At 59.5% G+C, this 16,923-nt stretch carries 16 protein-coding genes; 13 read left to right on the top strand and 3 right to left on the bottom strand.

Annotated elements, in window-relative coordinates; genetic code table 11:
* Positions 1–84: 84 nt before the first annotated feature.
* Positions 85–363: a DUF3509 domain-containing protein gene (locus AC1DVE_RS23005; RefSeq protein WP_046042946.1), complete on the bottom strand. Its 279-nt coding sequence runs from the start codon at positions 361–363 to the stop codon at positions 85–87.
* Between the two features lie 370 nt (positions 364–733).
* Between AC1DVE_RS23005 and AC1DVE_RS23000 the strand changes: the two genes are divergently transcribed.
* The 10 genes from AC1DVE_RS23000 (at position 734) to AC1DVE_RS22955 (ending at position 9,905) form a co-directional block, all read left to right on the top strand.
* Positions 734–2,572: a long-chain-acyl-CoA synthetase gene (locus AC1DVE_RS23000; protein ID WP_223459069.1), complete on the top strand. Its 1,839-nt coding sequence runs from the start codon at positions 734–736 to the stop codon at positions 2,570–2,572.
* A gap of 97 nt (positions 2,573–2,669) precedes the next feature.
* A complete protein-coding gene (locus AC1DVE_RS22995; protein ID WP_223459068.1) occupies positions 2,670–3,188 on the top strand; it encodes an ankyrin repeat domain-containing protein in 519 nt (172 codons plus the stop codon).
* A 264-nt stretch (positions 3,189–3,452) separates the two neighbouring features.
* Positions 3,453–3,983: a hypothetical protein gene (locus tag AC1DVE_RS22990; protein WP_008048428.1), complete on the top strand. Its 531-nt coding sequence runs from the start codon at positions 3,453–3,455 to the stop codon at positions 3,981–3,983.
* Positions 3,984–4,064: 81 nt separating this feature from the next.
* A complete protein-coding gene (locus AC1DVE_RS22985; protein ID WP_085716868.1) occupies positions 4,065–4,256 on the top strand; it encodes a PLD nuclease N-terminal domain-containing protein in 192 nt (63 codons plus the stop codon).
* A 261-nt stretch (positions 4,257–4,517) separates the two neighbouring features.
* On the top strand, positions 4,518–5,393 hold the full coding sequence (speE, locus tag AC1DVE_RS22980) for a polyamine aminopropyltransferase (RefSeq protein WP_223459066.1): 876 nt from the start codon (positions 4,518–4,520) through the stop codon (positions 5,391–5,393).
* Between the two features lie 177 nt (positions 5,394–5,570).
* Positions 5,571–5,804 (top strand): hypothetical protein, encoded by a 234-nt coding sequence (locus AC1DVE_RS22975; RefSeq protein ID WP_223459064.1) that lies wholly within the window; start codon positions 5,571–5,573, stop codon positions 5,802–5,804.
* 210 nt (positions 5,805–6,014) lie between these two features.
* Complete coding sequence (locus AC1DVE_RS22970) at positions 6,015–6,359, top strand: ribonuclease E inhibitor RraB (protein WP_007971898.1); 345 nt, start codon at positions 6,015–6,017, stop codon at positions 6,357–6,359.
* Between the two features lie 367 nt (positions 6,360–6,726).
* Positions 6,727–8,136, top strand: a complete 1,410-nt coding sequence (locus AC1DVE_RS22965; protein ID WP_007988088.1) for a circularly permuted type 2 ATP-grasp protein — start codon at positions 6,727–6,729, stop codon at positions 8,134–8,136.
* Positions 8,137–8,148: 12 nt separating this feature from the next.
* The gene (locus tag AC1DVE_RS22960) at positions 8,149–9,099 is read left to right on the top strand and encodes an alpha-E domain-containing protein (protein ID WP_223459062.1); all 951 of its coding nucleotides are present in this window, start codon (positions 8,149–8,151) and stop codon (positions 9,097–9,099) included.
* Positions 9,096–9,905, top strand: a complete 810-nt coding sequence (locus tag AC1DVE_RS22955; protein ID WP_150758897.1) for a transglutaminase family protein — start codon at positions 9,096–9,098, stop codon at positions 9,903–9,905. The genes AC1DVE_RS22960 and AC1DVE_RS22955 overlap by 4 nt, the downstream gene beginning before the upstream one ends.
* 170 nt (positions 9,906–10,075) lie before the next feature.
* Here the strand turns inward: AC1DVE_RS22955 and AC1DVE_RS22950 are convergent, their stop codons facing one another.
* On the bottom strand, positions 10,076–10,903 hold the full coding sequence (locus tag AC1DVE_RS22950) for a c-type cytochrome (RefSeq protein ID WP_477784238.1): 828 nt from the start codon (positions 10,901–10,903) through the stop codon (positions 10,076–10,078).
* Positions 10,904–11,496: 593 nt separating this feature from the next.
* Between AC1DVE_RS22950 and AC1DVE_RS22945 the strand changes: the two genes are divergently transcribed.
* From AC1DVE_RS22945 to AC1DVE_RS22935, 3 genes are all read left to right on the top strand, one after another.
* Complete coding sequence (locus AC1DVE_RS22945; RefSeq protein WP_223459058.1) at positions 11,497–12,702, top strand: acetyl-CoA C-acetyltransferase; 1,206 nt, start codon at positions 11,497–11,499, stop codon at positions 12,700–12,702.
* A gap of 24 nt (positions 12,703–12,726) precedes the next feature.
* Entirely contained in the window at positions 12,727–14,871 is a 2,145-nt protein-coding gene (locus tag AC1DVE_RS22940; RefSeq protein WP_223532880.1) for a 3-hydroxyacyl-CoA dehydrogenase NAD-binding domain-containing protein, read from the top strand.
* Positions 14,872–14,965: 94 nt separating this feature from the next.
* Complete coding sequence (locus tag AC1DVE_RS22935; RefSeq protein WP_223459054.1) at positions 14,966–15,688, top strand: amidotransferase; 723 nt, start codon at positions 14,966–14,968, stop codon at positions 15,686–15,688.
* A gap of 156 nt (positions 15,689–15,844) precedes the next feature.
* On the opposite strand, the gene AC1DVE_RS22930 is transcribed toward AC1DVE_RS22935, so the two are convergent.
* Positions 15,845–16,816, bottom strand: a complete 972-nt coding sequence (locus AC1DVE_RS22930; RefSeq protein ID WP_223459052.1) for a magnesium and cobalt transport protein CorA — start codon at positions 16,814–16,816, stop codon at positions 15,845–15,847.
* Positions 16,817–16,923 lie beyond the last annotated feature (107 nt).

Raw genomic sequence — 16,923 nt, 5'->3', positions numbered from 1 at the left:
GCGGTGTGTCGTTCAACGTTGATGTTGACTGACACTCCCTCTTCGCGAGCAAGTCGGATCGCCGCACCGCCGCTCTCACATGCTCTACAGCGAATGATAGGTCGGCAGGGCAAACCGTTGCTGGCTCTGCAGCATGGAAATCTGCGGCAGTTCACTGGCTTGTTCGGCGAGGTCGCGGCGAATCGCGCTGATGACCCACGTCAGTTGGTCGCCATTGTGCAATTGCTGGTAGGAAATCGAGCGCTTGAACACTTTGCCTTCGCCGCCGCTCAGGGTCAGCAGGATCCCACCGTCAGGACGGGCCTGGGTGGTGACTTCGAAGTTGGAGAACAGGGACGAAAATTTTTCCTGAATCAGGTTCATGTCTTTCAGCTCCGTTGGCTCTTGAATGGCAAGCATACGGAGAGGGTTGCAGTGATTGTGCCAGCCTTGGTTGTTTGTAAATAACCTTATAAAACAACTAGTTAGTATCTGTGGTGATTTTTGCTTTCGTGCATTCTGCATGAACGGCCATCGTGCATCCTGCATTTTGCGCGGTCGCTCGGCGCTTCGATGGAACCATTGCGTGTGCGGGGGTTCACGATTGGCCCTGTATCAAGCGCGGATCAAGATCGCGGATCAAGATCGTAGATACAAAACATTTCAAAAACCGCGTGTACAGCTCAAGAACCGTTGACGTATTTTCGGGCTCATTCACCGCAGCCCGACAATAAAAAGATCGAACGGGAGCATCATGAGTCGCACGTCGAACGACACGATTACCTGGAGCATGATGCTCCGTAAGCTGCCTTCCATCGTCAAGGCCATCCCCCGGGTGGTGAAGGGCATGAAGGCCGCCAACGTCAAGGACCCGACCCAAGCGTGTGGTTTGGGCTGGAGTTTCGAGCAAGCCACGTTGCGCAACCCGGATGGTCCGGCGCTGTTGCAAGGCGATGTAACGCTCAGTTACTCCGAGGTCAACCAATGGGCCAATCGCATCGCCCATCACCTGACCGGCCAGGGCATCGGCAAGGGTGATGTGGTGGCGGTCTTCATCGAGAACCGCCCGGAACTGCTGGTGACGATTCTGGGGGTGGCCAAGGTCGGCGCGATCAGTGCGCTGCTCAATACCTCGCAGACCCGCGATACCCTGGTGCACAGTGTGAATCTGGTGGCGCCGGTGGCGATCATTGTCGGTGAGGAGTTGGTCCCGGCGTACCTGGCGGTGCGTGATCGGGTGTCGATCAAGGCTGACCGAACCTGGTTTGTCGCCGATCAGGACACCTCTCGCCAACCGGGTATCGCGCCTGAAGGTTTCATCAACCTGATGACCGTCAGTCTCGACGACGTCAGCGACAACCCGGTCAGCAGCCGGCAGATTTTCTTCGACGATCCCTGCTTTTATATCTACACCTCGGGCACCACGGGGCTGCCCAAGGCGGGCGTGTTCAAGCACGGACGCTGGATGCGCAGCTCGGCGAGCTTCGGCATGATCGCCCTGGACATGCGCCCCGACGATGTCGTCTATTGCACCTTGCCGCTGTACCACGCCACGGGCCTTTGCGTGTGCTGGGGGTCGGCCGTCAGTGGTGCCAGCGGGTTCGCCATCCGCCGCAAATTCAGCGCCAGTCAGTTTTGGAACGACGCGCGCAAGTACCGGGCGACCACCATCGGTTATGTCGGCGAATTGTGCCGCTACCTGGTCGATCAACCGTCCAGCGCCGACGACAGCCGGCACGATGTGAAGAAAATGATCGGCAACGGCTTGCGTCCCGGTGCCTGGAGCGAGTTCAAGACCCGTTTTGCGGTCAATCACATCTGCGAGCTGTACGCCGCCAGCGACGGCAACATCGGTTTCACCAACATTCTCAATTTCGACAACACCATCGGTTTTTCCCTGATGTCCTGGGAGCTGGTCGCGTACGACCATGACAGCGGTGCGCCGATTCGTCAGGCCAACGGCCTGATGCGCAAGGTCGCCAAGGGCGAGCAGGGCTTGTTGCTGGCAAAAATCGACGACAAGGCACCCCTGGACGGCTACACCGATCCGCAGAAAACCGCCAAGGTCGTGCTCGAGGATGTGTTCGAAAAGGGTGACCGCTACTTCAACACTGGCGACCTGTTGCGCAACATCGGCTTTGGGCATGCGCAGTTTGTCGACCGCCTGGGCGACACCTACCGCTGGAAGGGCGAGAACGTCTCGACCACGGAGGTCGAAAACATCCTCCTGCAACACCCGCTTATTTCCGAAGCCGTAGCCTATGGCGTGGAAATCCGCAACACCAATGGCCGGGCCGGGATGGCGGCGATTACCCCGGCCGAATCTCTGGCAACCCTGGACTTCAGTGAACTGCTGGCGTTCGCCCGCGAGCACATGCCGGCCTATGCGGTGCCACTGTTCCTGCGGGTGAAAGTGAAAATGGAAACCACCGGGACGTTCAAATATCAGAAGACCCGACTCAAGGACGAGGCCTTCGACCCGGGTAAAACCGGAGATGACCCGATCTATGCCTGGCTGCCGGGAACGCAGACTTACGTACAGGTCACGGAGCAGTTGTTGTCCGACATTCACGGCGGCAAGTACCGCTATTGAATCTGGCTATGGCGGCCCATGAGAAAAAACAAGTGACAGTGCCGGGGGCGCTCGGGAAACTGTCGGCTTTTACGAATGACAGAAAAGGGAGTGCCCAATGTCAGACAAAAGCCGCCAGATGACCCCCGAAGAAGCCGCCGAATTCACCGAACAGGTATTCAACAAGGCACGGGAGGGCGATGCGGCGATGATGGCCGCGCTGCTGACCAAGGGTTTGCCGCCGAACCTGCGTAACCACAAGGGCGATACCTTGCTGATGCTGGCCGCGTATCACGGTCATGTGGACACGGTAAAAGTTCTGCTCGAGCACAAGGCCGATCCGGAGATCCGCAACGACAACGGCCAGAGCCCGATTGCAGGCGCCGCCTTCAAGGGCGACCTGGCGGTGATCAAGGCCTTGGTCGACGGCGGCGCCCAGGTTGAAGGCTCGTCCTTCGATGGCCGCACGGCGCTGATGATGGCGGCGATGTTCAACCGCGTCGAAGTGGTCGATTACCTGATCAGCAAGGGCGCCGACCCGAAAGCCAAGGACGCCAATGGCATCACTGCGCTGGAGGCGGCTAAAACCATGGGTGCTTCCGATACCGTTGCGCAGCTTGAGAAGCTGATTGGCTGATATCGACTAATTTGAGGCTGGTAATCCCCATTGTGGCGAGGGAGCTTGTCGGACCGCCGCACCGTCCCGCTCGACTGCGCAGCAGTCGCAAAACCATTCGGCGCGGTAAGTCTGACGAATCGCATTGTCTGATTTTGGGGCCGCTTCGCGACCCAGCGGGAGCAAGCTCCCTCGCCACAAGTTAGTGCCTGCTTCAAGTTATCGGTCATGGAAATGCGCTATCCTTCGCGCCCTCAAAATTCACCTCGCTACAGGATCCTCCCCATGAAAGCCGCACTCGTCGAACTCATCAGCAAAATCAGCTCCGGGTGCATGGGCGAAGACGAAATCCTCAAGGTCGCGGACGAAGCGGCCCAGGCCTACGCCGATCCCGAGGCTTTTCTGACCGCCAATCCGGACATCAACTACGACGAAACCTTCCCGATCCCGCTGGGTGAGTGGGTGGTGGTCGGCAGCCTGCCGGAAACGGTGCTGTTCCAGGCTGACACCTACATGGACCTGTTCGCCCAGATCGTCGCCTCGTTCGGCCCGGGGGTGGAGTTCAATCTCAAGCCCAAGCAACTGGCCAAGACCGAAGCCCTGACCGCGCTCAACCGCATCCAGGTGCAGATGAGCAGCATGAACAAGGAAAACGGTGGCTACACGCTGATGAACTTCAGCCAGTTGCTCGATGACGAGCTGCAGGTGGTCCTGGTCTACGGCAATGACCTGCCTCGGGTGCTGGAATTGTGCGCAGAAGTCGGCATCGCAGCCGCGCCATCCCTGGAAGCGCTGAAAGTGGCGATCCACGTCTGATCCAAACACTGTCAATAAAAAGGAATCCTCGCGACGACCGTCTATCCTGAGGGGGGCATATCACTCTTTGGGAGCGTCACCATGGGTTCCACGTTCAACAGCCTGGTTGCCTTGATCATTTTTGTCCTGGACATCTGGGCCATCATCAACGTGTTCAAAAGTAGCGCCGAGACCGGGATGAAAATCCTCTGGGTATTGTTGATCGCGCTGTTGCCGGTGCTGGGACTGATCATCTGGGCCATCGCCGGGCCGCGGGGCAACGTCAAATTCTGACGGATTTCCCACAAACTACACCGACCCTGTGGGAGCGGGCTTGCTCGCGAAGAACGATTACGCGGTTCGCCGACAGACCGAGTTGCCTGCTTCGCGAGCAAGCCCGCTCCCACAGGATTGTGGAATGCTGATCAAGTGAGGTTCGACCTGTCATGTTCCGCGACGTAGAATGCGCGCCTTTCCCGGGCAATCGAGACGCTCGATTGGCCATCATGGGCGGGTAACCGTCCGTTGCCACCCGCATTCATCGGAGCACTTCCCATGAGCAACACCCCGACCAGCGACTACCTGGAAACCCTCTACGAAGGCTACGGCCAGCGTTTTCGCATGGAAAAACTGCTGCACGAAGTGCGCACCGAGCACCAGCACCTGGTGATCTTCGAAAACCCGCGCATGGGCCGGGTGATGGCGCTGGACGGCGTGATCCAGACCACCGAAGCCGACGAATTCATCTATCACGAAATGCTCACCCACGTGCCGATCCTGGCGCACGGTGCTGCCAAACGCGTGCTGATCATCGGCGGCGGCGACGGCGGCATGTTGCGTGAAGTGGCCAAGCACCGCAGTGTCGAGCACATCACCATGGTCGAGATCGACGGTACCGTGGTCGACATGTGCAAGGAATTCCTGCCGAACCACTCCAAAGGTGCATTCGAAGATCCACGCCTGAACCTGGTGATCGACGACGGCATGCGTTTCGTCGCCACCACCACTGAAAAATTCGACGTGATCATTTCCGACTCCACCGACCCGATCGGGCCGGGCGAAGTGCTGTTCTCGGAAAACTTCTACCAGGCCTGCCACCGCTGCCTGAACGAAGGCGGCATCCTGGTGACCCAGAACGGCACGCCGTTCATGCAGATCGAAGAAGTGAAGACCACCGCCGGTCGCCTGCGCAGCCTGTTTCCGGACTGGCACTTCTACCAGGCCGCCGTGCCGACCTACATCGGCGGTTCGATGACCTTCGCCTGGGGCGCCAGCAATACCGCTTATCGCAAGTTGTCCCGCGAAACCCTGCAACAGCGCTTCACGGGCAGCGGCATCGTCACCCGTTACTACAATCCTGAAATCCACATCGGCGCCTTCGCCTTGCCACAATACGTGTTGCAGGCGGTGAACAAGCCAAGCAACGACTAAAACCCTGTAGGAGCGAGCCTGCTCGCTCCTACATGGATTGCGCTCGACGCAGTGGCAGTGGGTGTTGTGAGTCTTTGATTACATGCACCGACCTATGTAATTCGGCGGAACAATTAGCCAGCTAACAAGGTCGAGATAGAGGTAAGCCCATCCATGGGTTTTATCGAGGAGGCACCAATGCAAAAGTGGAAAGTCACTTTCGTGGATGATCATGGCGAAACCATCAACGAAGTCTTTGAGTGCCCCGAGCGCCCGGACTACGAGCGTGCCGCCAAGCTCATCAAGGCCCGGCTTCTTCCTGTCGCTGCCGAACTGGATCTGAACGATCTGGAAGGGCGGACCACTGATGCATGCGTCAAAGAGCTCAAGTCCCAGAACAGCATTCAAATCCTCGGCATTACTCCAATCTGAACGGCACCTGTCGCATTCACATCCAGGCCTTGGCAGAGGCTCTACCTTGAGGCTACTCTGCAAGCGAGATCAGCGAATGAATCGCTAAGGTCTGGTCTTGTCAGCTCCATGCTTGTTTCCCGCCGGCACATCGGTTGCCGTCGCTCGCGCTGTTCGGTTGCGGGTGAGGGAGTACGGAAAGTCTATCCATCGTTTTGAGGAGGACGTTTCATGAGCACAGCCTATCAAGAAGACATCAGCAGCAGCGTGTTGCGCCGCATGAAAGAAGGCGGTTTTGACTTTTCGCGGTTTCATCCCATCGAGTTCTACGCCATTTTCCCGGACGAGGAGCGGGCACGCAGGGCGGCAGGTCATTTCCACCGTGGTGAATCCCTGGATGCACAAGTCAGTGTGCGCGACGATGGCGCCTGGGCGCTGGAGTTGTGCAAGGTCATGTATGCCACCTACGACGACATCGGCGACTTCGAACAGGGTTTCGAAGCAGTGGTCGAGCCGTTGGGTGGCATCATCGAAGGCTGGGGTGTGAAACAGGAGGTACGAGGGCGACTCGCATAACCTTATGAACAGTGACAACCAGCAATGACGGCTGACCTTCGGGTTGGCCGTTTTCGTTTCAACACGTTGCAGAAAGGAAAAAAAGCCGCCTGGGCAGGCGGCTATAAGGGGGAGATCGGCAGGTTTTCCAGCGAATGCATGAATTATCCCCAGCGACTGCCGGGCAGTGAAATCAACTCTGACTATGCTGGTGATAGGCGACTACCACGCCTTGCAATGAAGCGGGGGCGATCAGGTTGGGGCATTTACCGCACAGGATTGGTGCGGTGCGTGCGTCTTGATTATCCAACCGATTGAAATCTAAGCGTTTATGCCGATGGCACGGGCCTTGCGAAGGTCTGGACGTCCGGGTGACAAGGAGTACGGCATGATCCGCACATATTTTGATGAGATGTACGATGCCGGCGGCCAGGTCCGCCCGCATTATCGGGAGTTTGCCCGTTGGCTGGCCGAAACGCCTGACGAGCTTTTGGCACAACGGCGACGCGAGGCCGATCTGCTGTTTCATCGCGCCGGGATTACTTTCACGCTCTACGGTGATGAGCAGGGGACAGAGCGCCTGATTCCCTTCGACACCATCCCCCGCAGTATCCCCGCCAGCGAATGGCGGATTGTCGAGCGCGGCTGCATCCAGCGGGTCAAGGCGTTGAACATGTTCCTCGCCGACCTTTACCACGAGCAGCGCATCATCAAGGCCGGCATCATTCCGGCCGAGCAGGTGCTGGCCAACGAGCAGTACCAGTTGGCGATGCAGGGCCTGGATCTGCACCGCGATATCTATTCGCACATCTCCGGCGTCGACTTGGTGCGCGACGGCGATGGCACCTACTACGTGCTCGAAGACAATCTGCGAACACCGAGCGGCGTCAGCTACATGCTCGAAGACCGCAAGATGATGATGCGTCTGTTCCCCGAGTTGTTCGCGGCGCAACGCATTGCCCCCATCGACCACTACCCGAACCTGTTGCTCGACACCCTGAAAAGCTCAAGCCCGATCGATAATCCGAGCGTGGTGGTGCTGACGCCGGGGCGCTTCAACAGTGCGTTCTTCGAACATGCGTTCCTGGCGCGGGAAATGGGTGTGGAGTTGGTGGAGGGCGCGGACCTGTTCGTACGTGACGACAAGGTCTACATGCGCACCACCGACGGGCCGAAAGCGGTCGACGTGATTTATCGTCGCCTTGACGATGCGTTCCTCGACCCGCTGGCGTTCAACCCGGAATCGATGCTCGGCGTGCCGGGGCTGTTGTCGTCCTACCGTTCCGGCAACGTGGTGCTGGCCAATGCCATCGGCACGGGGGTGGCGGACGACAAGTCGGTGTATCCGTTCGTTACCGACATGATCCGTTTCTATCTGGATGAAGAGCCGATCCTGAAGAACGTTCCTACGTGGCAATGCCGTAATCCGTCTGAGCTGTCCCACGTGCTGGCTAATCTTCCAGAACTGGTGGTCAAGGAAACCCAAGGCTCCGGCGGGTACGGAATGCTGGTGGGGCCGGCGGCGACGGCGGCGGAAATCGAAGCCTTCCGCGCGCGGATCATCGCCAAGCCCCATGCGTATATCGCGCAACCGACGCTGTCGCTGTCGACCTGTCCGACCTTTGTCGAAAACGGTATCGCACCGCGCCATATCGATCTGCGTCCGTTTGTATTGTCAGGCCGTGAAACCCGGGTCGTGCCCGGCGGCCTGACCCGCGTCGCCCTGCGCGAAGGCTCCCTGGTGGTCAATTCCTCTCAGGGCGGCGGAACCAAGGACACCTGGGTGGTCGAGGATTAAAGGAAGCCTGTCATGTTAAGTAGAACTGCCTCGGATTTGTATTGGATGTCGCGTTACCTGGAGCGGGCGGAAAACCTCGCGCGGATGCTCGACATCAGCTATTCGCTGTCGCTGATGCCGCAAGACGGTCGTGGCGACGGTTTGCACGAACTGGCCATGCCGCTGTTGATCACCGGCACCCTGGACGATTACCTGGAGCGCCATGGCGAACTGCATGCCGAGCGGCTGCTGCATTTCTTCGCCCTGGATGCGGCCAACCCGGCGAGCATCTACAGCTGCCTCGGTGCCGCACGGGCCAGCGCCCATGCGGTGCGTGGGCGCATCACCGCCGACATGTGGGAAAACATCAACGCCACCTGGCTGGAAATTCGCGGCATCGCCGAACAGGGCCTCAGTCGCTACGGCATGAGCCGTTTCTGCGAGTGGATCAAGGAGCGTTCCCACCTGTTCCGGGGCGCGTCCTACGGCACCATCATGCGTAACGATGCGTTTCGTTTCATTCGTCTGGGGACCTTTATCGAACGGGCGGACAACACCTTGCGCCTGCTCGATGCCCGCTACGAAATGGCCGGCGATCAGGCCGAAGCGGTCAGCGATGGCACCGCTCACGCGTATTACCAATGGAGCGCGTTGTTGCGGGCGTTGTCGTCGTTCGAGGCCTACACGGAAATCTACCGCGACGCCCCTGGTGCCCGGCATGTGGCGGAATTGCTGTTGCTGCGGGCCGATGTACCGCGATCCCTGCGTGCCTGCACCGAAGAAATCGACCTGATCCTCGCGCAATTACCGGGGGCCAATGGGCGTCCCGCACAACGCCTGGCGGCAGAAATGGACGCACGCCTGCGCTACACCGGCATCCAAGAAATTCTCGAAGAAGGCCTGCACGCCTGGCTCACCGAGTTCATCCCGCTGGTGCGCCAGTTGGGTAACGCGATTCACAGTTCTTATCTGGAGGCCGCATGAGACTTTCCATTAGCCACGAGACCACCTATCACTACGAAGACAAGGTGCGGGCGAGCATCCAGTATCTGCGCCTGACTCCCCACGACAGCGAACGCCAGCACGTACTTAGCTGGCAGCTCGACCTGCCGCGTCCGGTGCGGGCGCAACTTGATCCGTTCGGCAACATCCTGCATGTGCTGACCATGGACGAGCCCCATGAGGCGATCATCATCGGTGCCCGTGGCCAGGTCGATATCGACGAATGGCGTGAGGCCGAGCACGAGAGCCAGTCTGCATTGCCGTTTCTGCGCTTCACCCGTTTGACCGAAGCCGACGCCGCCCTGCGGGCGTTCGCCGAGAAGGAATGCAAGCAACGCCGCGATCGCACGGCGTTGATCGATCTGATGCATGGCCTCAACCAGCATATGACCTATACGCCGGGCTCCACGGAAGTGGACACCAGCGCCGCCCAGGCCTTTGCCGGACGCTCCGGCGTGTGTCAGGACCACACCCACGCGTTTCTCGCCTGCACCCGCAGCCTGGGCATTCCAGCGCGTTATGTGTCGGGCTATCTGTACAGCGAAAACAGCGAACACTTGGCCAGCCACGCCTGGGCCGAAGCCTGGCTGGATGACGCCTGGTACAGCTTCGACGTGACCAATGAACTGGCCCGGCCGGAGCGTCACCTGAAGCTGGCGGTGGGCCTGGACTACCTGGATGCCTGCCCGGTGCGCGGAATGCGCCGGGGCGGCGGGTGTGAGCAGATGCACGCCAAGGTGCTGGTTTCACCGACGCCGGCGCCGGTGATTTCAGTGCAACAGCAGTAATCGCGGTCCATTGATGCAAGAGGGAGTTCTGTGGCGAGGGAGCTTGCTCCCGCTCGGCTGCGCAGCAGTCGCAAACCTGGTGAATGCAGTTTACCTGACGGATTGCATCGCCTGAATTGAGGGCCGCTTCGCGCCCCAGCGGGAGCAAGCTCCCTCGCCACAGATACGTGTTATTTGGCGGAAACCTGTTTACGCCCAACCATATGCTTCAAATACCCCACCAGCATCCCCAGATCCCCATCCGGCAACACCTCGGCCGAGAACCCGGGCATCTTCGCCTGCGGCCACTGGCGCAAACTCTGTGGATCGCGGATGTAGCGCTTGAGGAAGTCCGCACCGAAATACTCGGTCGGGTTGTACGGAATATTCAGGTCCGGCCCGAACTGCGCGTCACCGGCGCCATTGAGTCGGTGGCAGGCCAGGCAGTTCTTCTGGAATATCGCAAATCCCTTGTTTACCGGATCATCCGCCTTCAACGCCGGATCGGGCAGCAGGGCGGGAAAGCGCTCGGCCACGGGCGCCAGGCGTTTGATGCTCGCCACCTGGAACGGCCATTGTTCGGGGCTGATGTTGCCGGCCTGCGGGTTGCTCCAGACCAGATAGAACGGCCCGGCGCCGGGCTTGCCTTCGGATAGCGGTGGCCAGGGTTTGGCCGGGTCTTCAATCGCCAGCCACGCCTGTGCCCCCAGGGTATTGAGCAACGGCGCCGCGGTCATTTCGGCGGCAAAGCCATCCAGGGCCACGGCTTGCAGATGGTCCTCAGGCTTGATGCCGGTCAGCAGTGCGGACAGCGGCACCGCGCGGTAGCTCATGTCCTGTTTGTAGGAAACGTCGTTGCTGATGTTGATGGTTTGAACCTGGGGATGCTTGAGCAATTGCTCGGTCTGCCAGGTGCGACTGTTCGCGCCCAGCTCCAGGTTCAGCTGTGCGGCATACAGGGGCGAGCCGAACAGCATGGCCCCGAGCAGAATGAGCATTTTCAAGTGATCGCCGTCCATGTCGTGCAAGTGCCGCAAAGATTGGCACAGCCACGCTGGCCCGGGTAGCGGGCCAGTCACATTTTGATAGTGGCAATTCAAAAACTGTGACGCCGTATTTTTTAGACGCGACTAGCCGATGACCTTGGTCAGGTTCGGCAATATCAACAACAGCGTGGTGGCGAAAAGGATGAGCCCGGCTTGACGTACTTTCGATTGTTTGAACATGGCTTGACCGCCTTTTTTGTTATTTCCTGATGCCTGCCCGCATAGCTCCATGATGGCAGCGCGTTGCACTTCCTGTAGTGACGAGTGCCTCGGCAAAACCCGACGACAACTTCGTACAAGTTCACCTTAGAGCCCGCGTTAAGCTTGGCTTAGATCCATTTCGTATGGTGTTCTTGCAATTCGCTTTAAAAATGGCATGAGGCCTATTGCCAGCTTCTTTGGCGCCCGTTGGCTAGACAGCTTGGTGTCCTGAACGGTAGCTGACTACCGTCCGTCTGAGCGTGAGCGTCAACGTCTGTGAGCGCTGCGGTCATTGAATCAAACGCGGCTCGGGCCAAGAGTGGGCACTCGGTATTTACCCACCTGCACTGCGGTTCGAGGATGTCATGACCCAAGCATTGATTTTCGACGCGTTACGCACGCCCCGTGGCAAAGGCAAGGCCGATGGCGCCTTGCACAGCGTCAAACCGGTGAACCTGGTTGCCGGTTTGCTCACCGCACTGCAACAGCGCACGGCGCTGGACACCAGCCAGGTCGATGATGTGGTGCTCGGCTGCGTGACACCGATTGGCGATCAAGGTTCCGACATCGCCAAGACCGCCGCTCAGGTGGCCGATTGGGATGTCAGCGTGGCGGGAGTACAGATCAACCGTTTCTGCGCTTCGGGGCTGGAGGCCGTGAACCTCGGCGCGATGAAAGTGCGTTCCGGCTTCGAAGACCTTGTGGTGGTCGGTGGTGTCGAGTCGATGTCCCGGGTGCCGATGGGCAGCGATGGCGGGGCCTGGGCGCTGGACCCAGCGACCAACCTGCACAGTCAATTCACGCCACAGGGCGTGGGTGCCGACCTGATCGCCACCCTTGAGGGCTTCAGCCGTCAAGACGTCGATGCCTACGCCCTGCATTCCCAGCAAAAGGCTGCGCGGGCGCGGGCCGACGGTTCGTTCAACAAGTCGCTGGTGCCGGTGCAGGACCAGAACGGCATCATCCTGCTCGATCACGATGAGTTCATCCGCGCCGATTCGACCTTGGAAGGCCTGGGCAAACTCAAGCCGAGTTTCGAGATGATGGGGCAGATGGGTTTCGATGCCACCGCGCTGCGGGTCTACAGCCATGTCGAGCGGATCAATCATGTGCACACCCCTGGCAACAGCTCCGGGATTGTCGATGGCGCGGCGCTGATGCTCATCGGCTCCGAAGCCAAGGGCCGGGCGCTGGGCCTGCAGCCACGTGCGCGGATTGTCGCCACGGCAGTCACCAGCACCGATCCGACCATCATGCTCACCGGCCCCGCGCCGGCGACCCGCAAGGCGTTGGCCAAGGCCGGGCTGCGGGTCGAAGACATCGACTTGTTTGAGGTCAACGAGGCGTTCGCTTCGGTGGTGTTGAAATTCATCAAGGACATGGCCGTCGATCCGGACAAGGTCAATGTCAACGGCGGCTCAATCGCCATGGGCCACCCGCTGGGCGCCACTGGCTGCGCCATTCTCGGCACGCTGCTCGATGAACTGGAAGCCCGACGCCTGCGTTATGGCCTCGCGACCCTGTGTGTCGGCGGCGGCATGGGCATTGCCACCATCATCGAACGCCTCTGAGCCCGGACTTCAAGGAACCCAGTTATGAACGAAGCCATTCGTTACGAAAAAGACCAGGACCAGATCGTCGTCCTGACCATCGACATGCCCGGCCAGAGCGCCAACACCATGAACGCGGTGTACCGCGAAGCCATGGCGGACTGCGTTGCGCGCCTGGTGGCCGACAAGGACAGCATCGCCGGTGTGATCATCACCTCGGCCAAGAAGACTTTCTTCGCAGGCGGCGACCTCAATGAACTGATCAAGGTCGGCAAACCCCAGGCCAAGGCCTTCTACGACATGGTGCTGAGCCTCAAGGGCCAGTTGCGCACCCTGGAAACCCTAGGCAAACCGGTGGTCGCCGCGATCAACGGCGCGGCACTCGGCGGCGGCTGGGAAATCTGCCTGGCCTGCCATCATCGCGTGGCGCTGGACAGCCCGTCGGTGCAACTCGGCCTGCCGGAAGTCACCCTCGGCCTGCTGCCGGGCGGCGGAGGCGTGGTACGTATGGTGCGCATGCTCGGCCTGGAAAAAGCCCTGCCTTATCTGCTTGAAGGCAAGAGGCTGCGACCGCAACAAGCGTTGCAGGCAGGATTGATCGACGCGCTGGCGACCGATCAAGAAGACCTGTTGGCCAAGGCGCGGGCGTGGATTCTCGCCAATCCGGTGGCGGTGCAGCGCTGGGACGTGAAGGGCTACCAGATTCCGGGCGGCACACCGTCAAACCCGAAAGTCGCGCAGATGCTGGCGATTGCACCGTCGATCCTGCGCAGCAAAACCCAGGGCACGATGCCCGCGCCGGAGAAAATCCTCTGCGCGGCGGTTGAGGGCGCGCAGGTGGATTTCGATACGGCGCACCTGATCGAAACGCGCTACTTCACCGAACTGACCACCGGCCAGGTCTCGAAAAACCTGATTGGCACGTTCTGGTTCCAGCTCAACGAAATCAATGCCGGCGGATCGCGGCCTCAAGGTTTTGCGCCTTATGTCACCCGCCAGGTCGGCGTGCTCGGCGCCGGGATGATGGGCGCCGGTATCGCGTTTGTCAGTGCGTCGGCGGGTATCGAGGTGGTGCTCAAGGACGTCAACCTCGCGGCGGCTGAGAAGGGCAAGGCGCATTCGGCGGCGCTGCTGGACAAGAAGGTCGCTCGCGGACAAATGAGCATCGAGCAACGCGACACCGTTCTATCACGCATTCAAACCAGCGAAAGCGATGCCGACCTGGCCGGATGCGACCTGATCATCGAGGCCGTGTTCGAGGATCGTGAATTGAAGGCCAAGGTCTCGTTGGCAGCGCAGAAGGTCGTCGGCGCGGACGCCGTGATCGCCTCCAATACCTCGACCCTGCCGATCAGCGGCCTGGCGTGCGCCGTGCCCGATCAGAGCAAGTTCATCGGCCTGCATTTTTTCAGCCCCGTGGAAAAAATGCCGCTGGTGGAAATCATCAAGGGCGCCAATACCAGCGACGAAACCCTGGCCCGCGGCTTCGATTACGTCCTGCAAATCAGGAAAACCCCGATTGTGGTCAATGACAGCCGCGGTTTCTTCACCTCACGGGTGTTCGGCACCTTCACCAACGAAGGCATTGCCATGCTGGGCGAGGGCGTGAGCGCGGCGATGATCGAGACAGAAGCGCGCAAGGCCGGCATGCCGGTAGGACCGCTGGCGATCTCTGACGAAGTTTCCCTCAGCCTGATGAACCATATCCGTCTGCAAACCGCCAAGGACCTGCAAGCAGAAGGCAAACCGCTGACAGAGCATCCGGCGTTTGCCGTGATTGACGTGCTGCTCAATGAGTTCAATCGTCCGGGCAAGGCTGGCGGTGGAGGTTTCTACGAGTATCCGGCGGGCGGCCAGAAACACCTGTGGCCTGAGTTGAAAACCCGCTTCGAGAAAAGCGACGGGCAGATCTCGCCGAAGGACGTGCGTGATCGCTTGCTGTTCGTGCAAGCCATCGAAACCGTGCGTTGCGTGGAGGAGGGCGTGTTGACCTCGACAGCGGATGCCAACGTTGGCTCGATCTTCGGCATCGGTTTCGCCGCCTGGACCGGTGGTGCGCTGCAGTTCATCAACCAGTACGGCGTGCAAGACTTTGTTGCCCGCGCCCAGTATCTGGCCAAGCAATATGGCGAGCGGTTCGCGCCTCCCGCCTTGCTGCTGGAGAAGGCAGCCAAAGGGGAGGCGTTCTAGGGGGGAGATGATGCATTTCGGGGCTTGCCTTGACGCGGTGTTTCAAGGCAGGCTCTGGGGTGTGCATTATTCCCATCACGTGTCAGGTATTTTTATGTCGTTACGCATCTGCATTCTGGAAACCGACCACCTGCGTCCGGAATTGGTTGACCAATATCAGGGCTACGGGCAGATGTTCAAACACCTGTTTTCGCAGCAGCCGATTGCCGCCGATTTCACGGTCTACAACGTGGTGCAGGGGGAATACCCAAGCGACGACCTGACATTCGACGCCTACCTGGTGACGGGCAGCAAGGCCGACTCCTTCGGCACCGACCCGTGGATCGAAACCCTCAAGAAGTATCTGCTGACCCGCTACGAGCGCGGCGACAAGTTGCTGGGCGTTTGCTTCGGTCATCAGTTGCTGGCGTTGCTGCTCGGTGGCAAGAGCGAGCGTGCGACCCAAGGCTGGGGCGTCGGCACCCACAACTACAAATTGGCCGCCAAGGCGCCCTGGATGAGCCCGGTGCGCGAAGAACTGACGCTGCTGATCAGTCACCAGGACCAGGTTACGTCGCTGCCGGAGAACGCCACGGTCATCGCATCCAGCGATTTCTGCCCATATGCCGCCTACCACATCAACGATCAGGTGCTGTGCTTCCAGGGGCATCCGGAATTCATCCACGACTACTCCCGCGCCCTGCTGGAAATTCGCCAGCAGGCACTGGGTGAGCAGGTCTACTCCAAAGGTATCGCGAGCCTGGAACAGGAACACCACGGCACCACGGTTGCCGAGTGGATGATGCGGTTTGTGGCGCACAAGCCAGCAGCTGATTGAAATTAAAAGCATCGCGAGCAGGCTCGCTCCCACAGTGGATCTTCGGTGTTGCAGAGATCAATGTGGACGCGAGCCTGCTCGCGAAGGTCGTGAACGATAGCGCGTTGAACCAGGTACACAGCGGCGCCCTTGGGTTTTTCGCGAGCGAGTTCGCTCCTACAACCACCCCGACTTCTTGAAACTCGCCCACAACCCCAAACAACCCACCGTAATGAACCCCAGCACCCCGAAATACCCGTAGTGCCAGTTCAACTCCGGCATGTTCTGGAAATTCATCCCGTAGATCCCCGCCACCGCCGTCGGGAAGGCCAGGATCGCCGCCCAGGCCGCAAACTTGCGTTGCACCACGCTCTGGCGAGAGGCCTCCAATAGCACCCCGACTTCAATCGTCTGGCTGGCAATATCCGCCAGCGTCGTCAGGTCTTCCATCTGCCGCGTGACATGAATCTGCACATCGCGAAAGTACGGCCGCATGTTTTTGTCGATGAACGGGAAGCTCAGTCTCTGCAGTTCCTCTCCTATCTCGATCATCGGTGCCACATAACGACGCAAGCGCAAAACATCACGACGCAGGCCATGCAGCTTCTGGATGTCGTAGTCATTCAACGAGCCGCATAACACGTTGCGTTCCAGCTCATCGATTTCCGCGTGAATGGCTTCGCCCATCGGCTGGTAGTTTTCGATCACGAAATCGAGGATGGCATAGAGTACGAAATCTTCCCCGTGCTCAAGCAACAGCGGACGCGCCTCACAGCGTTGTCGGACATGGGCGTAGGACGCCGAGTGGCCGTTGCGCGCAGTAATGATGTAGCCATTGCCGGCAAAGATATGCGTCTCGATGAACTCGAGTTTGCCTTCATGGCGGATGGGCGAATACGTCACGATGAACAGCGCATCACCGAAGGTTTCCAGCTTCGGCCGACTGTGCTTTTCCAGGGCATCTTCAATGGCCAGTTCGTGCAGCTTGAACTGGCGTTGCAGATTGTAGAGTTCCTCGGCGTTCGGCTCTTCGAGGCCGATCCAGACAAAGTGCCCGGGTTTTGCAGCCCAGGCTGCGCCTTCGTCGAGGGTGATATTGGTGACTCTCTTACCGGCGCTATAAACCGCTGAAGCAACAACTCTACCCATGATGGTGATTCACTTCTTTTGGCAGCTTTTAATTGGCAACAAATGCAATGGCAGTGTTGATCAGCTTAGCCTCGCAGTGTTTGAGAGTCAGTTAAATCTGCCGAGTT

The organism is Pseudomonas sp. P4_B4 (assembly GCF_056402255.1).
Note: the sequence above shows the minus strand (reverse complement) of the source record. Positions and strands in the feature narration are given on the sequence as shown.